The organism is Brevundimonas kwangchunensis (genome assembly GCF_039523815.1).
Classification (GTDB): domain Bacteria; phylum Pseudomonadota; class Alphaproteobacteria; order Caulobacterales; family Caulobacteraceae; genus Brevundimonas; species Brevundimonas kwangchunensis.
The window spans coordinates 640,012-645,084 of record NZ_BAAAGA010000005.1; the positions used below are offsets into that span (position 1 = coordinate 640,012).

At 68.3% G+C, this 5,073-nt stretch carries 9 protein-coding genes; 6 read left to right on the top strand and 3 right to left on the bottom strand.

All coding sequences use genetic code 11. From position 1 onward, the window contains the following. Positions 1-38: 38 nt before the first annotated feature. Positions 39-209 carry a YdcH family protein gene (locus ABDZ95_RS12335; protein WP_343794161.1) on the bottom strand — a complete coding sequence of 57 codons (171 nt, stop codon included), beginning with the start codon at positions 207-209 and terminating at the stop codon, positions 39-41. A 128-nt stretch (positions 210-337) separates the two neighbouring features. On the opposite strand from ABDZ95_RS12335, the gene ABDZ95_RS12340 reads away from it, so the two are divergent. Genes ABDZ95_RS12340 through ABDZ95_RS12350 form a run of 3 tightly spaced genes read left to right on the top strand, consistent with a single transcriptional unit; the run spans position 338 to position 1,665 of the window. Next, positions 338-940 (top strand): UbiX family flavin prenyltransferase, encoded by a 603-nt coding sequence (locus ABDZ95_RS12340; RefSeq protein WP_343794305.1) that lies wholly within the window; start codon positions 338-340, stop codon positions 938-940. Beyond that, the gene (locus ABDZ95_RS12345; protein WP_343794163.1) at positions 937-1,401 is read left to right on the top strand and encodes a TIGR02444 family protein; all 465 of its coding nucleotides are present in this window, start codon (positions 937-939) and stop codon (positions 1,399-1,401) included. The genes ABDZ95_RS12340 and ABDZ95_RS12345 overlap by 4 nt, the downstream gene beginning before the upstream one ends. A 39-nt stretch (positions 1,402-1,440) precedes the next feature. Further along, positions 1,441-1,665 (top strand): YdcH family protein, encoded by a 225-nt coding sequence (locus ABDZ95_RS12350; protein WP_343794165.1) that lies wholly within the window; start codon positions 1,441-1,443, stop codon positions 1,663-1,665. 9 nt (positions 1,666-1,674) lie between these two features. Here ABDZ95_RS12350 and ABDZ95_RS12355 read toward each other — a convergent pair whose 3' ends face one another. Next, positions 1,675-2,238, bottom strand: coding sequence for a GGDEF domain-containing protein (locus ABDZ95_RS12355; protein WP_343794167.1), 564 nt, complete (start codon positions 2,236-2,238; stop codon positions 1,675-1,677). 125 nt (positions 2,239-2,363) lie between these two features. Here ABDZ95_RS12355 and purE point away from each other — a divergent pair, with 125 nt between their 5' ends. Next, positions 2,364-2,855 (top strand): 5-(carboxyamino)imidazole ribonucleotide mutase, encoded by a 492-nt coding sequence (gene purE, locus ABDZ95_RS12360; RefSeq protein WP_343794169.1) that lies wholly within the window; start codon positions 2,364-2,366, stop codon positions 2,853-2,855. Further along, on the top strand, positions 2,856-3,938 hold the full coding sequence (locus ABDZ95_RS12365) for a 5-(carboxyamino)imidazole ribonucleotide synthase (RefSeq protein WP_343794171.1): 1,083 nt from the start codon (positions 2,856-2,858) through the stop codon (positions 3,936-3,938). Here the strand turns inward: ABDZ95_RS12365 and ABDZ95_RS12370 are convergent, their stop codons facing one another. After that, entirely contained in the window at positions 3,939-4,619 is a 681-nt protein-coding gene (locus ABDZ95_RS12370) for a COQ9 family protein (protein ID WP_343794173.1), read from the bottom strand. It lies immediately after the preceding gene. A gap of 187 nt (positions 4,620-4,806) precedes the next feature. Here ABDZ95_RS12370 and rpsU point away from each other — a divergent pair, with 187 nt between their 5' ends. Then, on the top strand, positions 4,807-5,043 hold the full coding sequence (rpsU, locus tag ABDZ95_RS12375; protein WP_141628328.1) for a 30S ribosomal protein S21: 237 nt from the start codon (positions 4,807-4,809) through the stop codon (positions 5,041-5,043). The last annotated feature ends 30 nt before the right edge of the window (positions 5,044-5,073 follow it).

Sequence of the window (5,073 nt, forward strand, 5' to 3'; positions counted from 1 at the left end):
GATCTCCGGGGCCGTTTCTCATTCAGGTGGATGTGTCGTCAGGGGCGGGCTTCGAGGCTGGAGATTTCTTCCTTCAGCCTGAGCTTCCTCTGCTTGAGCTCCCTTACGCGAAGCGTGTCCGACGACGGGTGGGTCATCTCTCGCTGGATCGCTTCGTCCAGACTGCGATGACGATTTCCCAGTTCGCGGATCCGAGCTTCGATACTCATGGCTTGCGCCTCCATGTCTAAGGGACCACTAGAGTGAGCGCCCGGCTTGACCGCCTGTAGAATCACTTTCCGGTGAGGCTGGCGGCCCGCCGGACCCGACGACCCTGGAGCCCGAATTGGCCGAAGATGTGAACGGAGCTGTACGGAACCCGCCTCGACGTCTCGTGGTCGGAATTTCCGGAGCCTCCGGCGTGACTTACGGGGTCCGCGTCCTTGAGGCCCTCAGGGAACTTGAGGTCGAAAGCCACCTCGTCGTCAGCCGCGCAGCCCTGCTCACTTTGTCGCAGGAAACCGATCTGTCCGCAGACGAACTGACGGCGAAGGCCGACGTGGTTCACAAGCTGAACGACGTCGGCGCCACCGTCGCCTCCGGCTCGTTCCGCACCATGGGCATGATCATCGCTCCCTGTTCGATACGGACCATGGGCGAGATCGCCACCGGCGTGACCACCACCCTGCTGACCCGCGCCGCCGATGTCGCCCTCAAGGAGCGGCGGCCGCTGGTGCTGATGGTGCGCGAGACGCCGTTCCACCTCGGCCACCTTCGCACCATGACGTCCCTGGCCGAGATGGGCGCGACCATCGCCCCGCCCCTGCCCGCCTTCTACGCTCGCCCGAAGACGATCGAGGAGATGGTGGACCAGTCCGTCGGCCGCGCGCTGGACGTCTTCGGCCTCGACTGGGCCGCGGTGAAGCGATGGGACGGCCTCAAGGGCCCGGCCGTCGAATGACCCTGTGGGACTGGTCTCTCCGCGCCTGGGCCGCGCCCGGCGTCTCCCTCGCCGCCCTCGACCTGCAGGACGCGCAAGGCCAGTGCATTCCCCTGCTGCTCTGGGCCGCCTGGGCGGCGCAGACCGGCCGCGCTGTCGATCAGGACGAGGTCGAGGCCGCCGCGGATACCGCCCGCGTCTGGCACGAGACGACCATCGCTCCGCTGCGTCAGGTCCGCCGCGCGATGAAGTCACGCATCCCCGACATGGACGACACCGCCCGCGAGGCCGTGCGCGAGGGCATAAAGGCCATCGAACTGCAGACCGAGCGTCACCTTCTGGAGGCGCTGGACGCCCTGACGCCAGCGGAGACCGGCCCCTCGCGCCCCGTCCTGCCGGCCCTGGTCGCAGCGTCGCGCGAATGGTCTTCGGTCACACCGCGCACCGCCCTGTCCCTGTTCGCCGAACGCCTTCCGGCCTGACGGAACGCACGTTATAAGCACCGCCGTCCGGGGCCTGACATGAACGACGACGAACCGTTTCTGACCGAGGAAGAGCTGGCGCTTCACGCCCGGCTGAAGGAGCTCCAGCAGGAGCACGCCGACCTCGACGCCTCGATCGAGGCGCTCGGCCACATGCCGATTCCGGATCAGCTCATGATCGCGCGGCTGAAGCGCAAGAAGCTGACCCTGCGCGACGAGATCGTGAAGATCGAAGCCCGAATCCTGCCGGACATCATCGCCTGAGGCCGGAGCTCAGCGCCCCTTCTTGCGAACCCACATGGCGGCATCCGCCTCGGCCAGCCAGACTTCCGGATCGGCGTGGCCGGCAAACGCCCGCACGCCGAACGATCCGCCGAGGCCGGCTTCCTCACCTTCCCATCGGAAAGGATCCGCCTCCAGCGCCGCCGCCAGACGCCGCGCCTTCTCGCGCCCCTCGTCCAGACCGGCGTTGAGCATCAGCAGGCCGAACTCGTCGCCGCCCAGACGCCCCACCGCATCCGACTCGCGCAGATTGGCCTTCATCAGTTCGGCGACATGCACGAGGGCCGCATCACCGGCCGCATGGCCCAGCCGGTCGTTGACGCCCTTGAACCCGTCCAGATCGAGGTAGAGCAGCACCGCCGGCGTGCCGTGGCGCTGGCTGAAGGCCATGGCGCTCTTCATCGCCGCGACGAAGCCCCGCCGGTTCAGCGTCGGCGTCAGCACGTCGTGATCCGCCGCCGCCTCGGCCGCCTCGGCACGCACGCGCAGGCGCTCGACCTCGGCGCGCAGGCGCTCGATCTCGGCGATCGGGTCGGTGAGGGCCGCGTCGGTCACGGGCGTAAAACAGGCTCCCCGGCCGGCGACTCAACATGTCCGGCCTGTCGCGAGCCTAACGCCGTCGGTTGCGGGCGCAACGCGAGTCCTGTATCGCGCCGCTTTCCGCGAGAAAGGGTGGCTCGATGGCGACCGAATCCCCGCCGGTGGCGATCATCATGGGCAGTCGTTCGGACTGGCCGACCATGAAGCACGCCGCCGACACGCTCGACCGGCTCGGCGTGGCCTGGGATGCGAAGGTCGTCAGCGCCCACCGCACGCCCCAGCGACTGGTCGAGTTCTCAACGGGCGCGAAGGCCGCGGGCTTCAAGGTCATCATCGCCGGCGCCGGCGGCGCGGCCCATCTGCCGGGCATGGCCGCTTCGATGACAGAGCTCCCGGTGCTGGGCGTGCCGGTCCAGTCGAAGGCGCTCAGCGGCCTCGACAGCCTGCTCTCCATCGTCCAGATGCCCGGCGGCGTCCCGGTCGCCACCCTGGCCATCGGCGAGGCCGGCGCCAGGAATGCGGGCATCCTCGCCGCGCAGATCCTGGCCCTGAACGATCCGGTGCTGGCCGGCCGCCTGCAGGCCTTCCGCGAAGCCCAGACCGAGTCGGTGCACGAGACGGTCGAGGACTGAGTGGCTTCCCTGCCCCTGCCTCCCGGTTCGACCATCGGCATCCTCGGCGGGGGACAGCTGGGCCGCATGCTCAGCCAGGCCGCCTCGCGCCTCGGCTTCAATGTCGTCATCCTCGATCCCGAGGAAGCCTGCCCGGCCGCGCGCGTATCCCAGCACCAGTTGGTGGCCGCGTATGACGATCCGGACGCCCTTTCGGTGCTGGGCCGCATTTCGCAGGCCGTAACCTTCGAGTTCGAGAACGTCCCCGCCGCCTCGGTCGCGGCGCTGGCGGAAGGCGGCGCCGAAGTCGCTCCGGGCCCGAAGGCGCTGGCCGCCGCGCAGGACCGCGTGGACGAAAAGACCTTCCTGAACAGCGTCGGCGCCACCACCGTCGATTTCGCGCCGGTCGACAGTATCGAGGACCTGACGGCTGCGCTGGAGCGCCTCGGCGCCCCCGCCCTGCTGAAGACCCGCCGCGAGGGTTACGACGGCAAGGGGCAGGTCTGGGTGAAGTCCGCCGACGAGGCCGCCGAAGCCTGGGCCGCCATCGGCGAACGCCCGGCCATTCTCGAGGCCAAGGCCGCCTTCACCCGCGAACTGTCGGTCATCGCCGCACGAGGTCGTGACGGGCAGGTCGCCGTCTACCCGCTGGGCGAGAACATTCACAAGGGCGGCGTCCTGAAGACCACCCTCGCCCCGGCCGATGTCGATGCGAAGACCGAGGTCCGCGCGAAGGAAATCGCCACGGCGATCCTGAACGGCCTGGACTACGTCGGCGTGCTGGGTGTCGAACTGTTCGACCTCGGAAACGGCGTGCTGCTGGTCAACGAGATAGCCCCGCGCGTGCACAACACCGGCCATTGGACTCAGGACGGCTGCGTCTGCGACCAGTTCGAGCAGCACATCCGCGCCGTCGCCGGCTGGCCCCTCGGCCCGACCGAAGCCCACTGCCGCGTCGAGATGACCAACTTGCTGGGTGACGAGGTCGAGCAATGGCAGACCCTCGCCGCCGAACCGGACGCCCGCCTGCATCTCTATGGCAAGGCGGAGGCGCGTCCGGGACGCAAGATGGCGCACGTGAACCGGGTGAAGCCTCTCGGCTGATCAGCCGGGCTGCTTCGCCCCGTACCGCATCCGGCTCAGCACGTCCGTCATCTTGCGCAGCGGGGCGTCGAAGTCCTTGCCGGCCTTCCACTTCTCGAACGCCATGACGTTCTCGATGCGGGCGGCGACGAAGGCCTCGGCCGGTTCGCGGCCGTCGAACCAGCGCATGGTCAGCGCCGGGATCAGGATGCCCGACAGGATGGTGCGCTTCGAATAGTGGTTCCAGTCGGTGGCCGTGTCCCCGGCCCAGTTCCACAGCAGGTCCGAAGTCTCCCACGCCAGCTTCAGCCCCAGATCGGCGTTGGTCGGCAGCGCAAGGAAGGCGGCGCATTTGCGCGTGGCGTCCAGATCCTCCGCGCCCGCCTCCATGCGGGCCGACAGGGCGCGGGCGATTCGCTCGCGGATCTTGAGGCTGGCCGGATCAACCTCGGCCAAGGTCGCCATGGCGCGGTCGTCGTGCCGACGGGACAGCAGGGCGGCGAGATCGCGCGCGCCGTTGGGCAGCAGCAACTCTTCGTCCCCAAGCGACAGGCCGTTGTCTTCGCAGGCGACCCGCACCATGCGAGCATTCCAGCCCAGCACTGGCGCACGGCGGATAGCGACGTCCAGCACCGCCTGTTCCATGCGGTCCGCCCAATCTCCTGCGGGCTCTTCGTTCGGCAGGTGTGGCGCGTCGGTCATTCCTGCATCATAAGCCCGTCCGACGGGCGTTTCGAGCCTTGAGAAGTGATCGCGACGATCTGGACAGGCCCGGTTCGCTCGTGTATCAGCCCGCCTTCACTCGCGGACCCCGGTCCGGGAGCACGAATTTTATTTGTCTGCCCGTCTCCCTCACAGGACGCGGCGGGCGGCCAAAGGAGAGTTTCACCTGGTTCAGATTTTCGTCCGCGACAACAACGTCGATCAGGCCCTCAAGGCGCTGAAGAAGAAGATGCAACGCGAAGGCAGCTTCCGTGAAATGAAGCGCCACGTGCACTACGAAAAGCCGTCGGAAAAGCGCGCTCGCCAGAAGGCTGAAGCCGTTCGTCGCGCCCGCAAGCTGGCCCGCAAGCGCGCCCAGCGCGAAGGCCTGCTGCCGGCTCCGAAGCCCCGCGCTCCCCGGTAAGACCGGGCCGCAAGGCTGAAAGATCAAAGG